This is a genomic window from Bacillus cereus group sp. BfR-BA-01382, assembly GCF_022663475.1.
Taxonomy (GTDB): domain Bacteria; phylum Bacillota; class Bacilli; order Bacillales; family Bacillaceae_G; genus Bacillus_A; species Bacillus_A thuringiensis_S.
Genome location: NZ_JAKUFQ010000323.1, coordinates 1 through 336, shown reverse-complemented (window position 1 = coordinate 336; position 336 = coordinate 1). Strand labels below are relative to the sequence as shown.

Below are 336 nucleotides of genomic sequence, written 5' to 3'. Positions count from 1 at the left end.
CTTTACGCTTTAATGCCTGGTCTTTATCTGAATCACTATTTGCTAAAATTCGTAATCGAACGGCCTCTTTCGGAATAACTGAAGGCCCTTTTGCATCAGCTTTCATATATCCAAACTGCACAAGTAACTGTGCACCAATTAATAATATAAGAAGATAAGCAATAACTTGTTTTTTCATTTCCTCCACCGTCCCTTCTACAAACAGTGTGGACAGACTTTCATATTTCTAAACTATTAAATTCAAAATCTATATGAATTTTCCCAAAAAAAATAGAGTAAGGTGTAAACCTTACTCCATCTCTGCAAATACCATACGATCTTTTCTGTTAATATCAA

General features: G+C 33.6%; 1 pseudogene. It reads right to left on the bottom strand.

The annotated features are described in order from the left end of the window. Nucleotides 1-187: pseudogene (locus tag MR160_RS34175) on the bottom strand (stage II sporulation protein R); the annotation flags it as partial. Between the last annotated feature and the right edge of the window lie 149 nt (nt 188-336).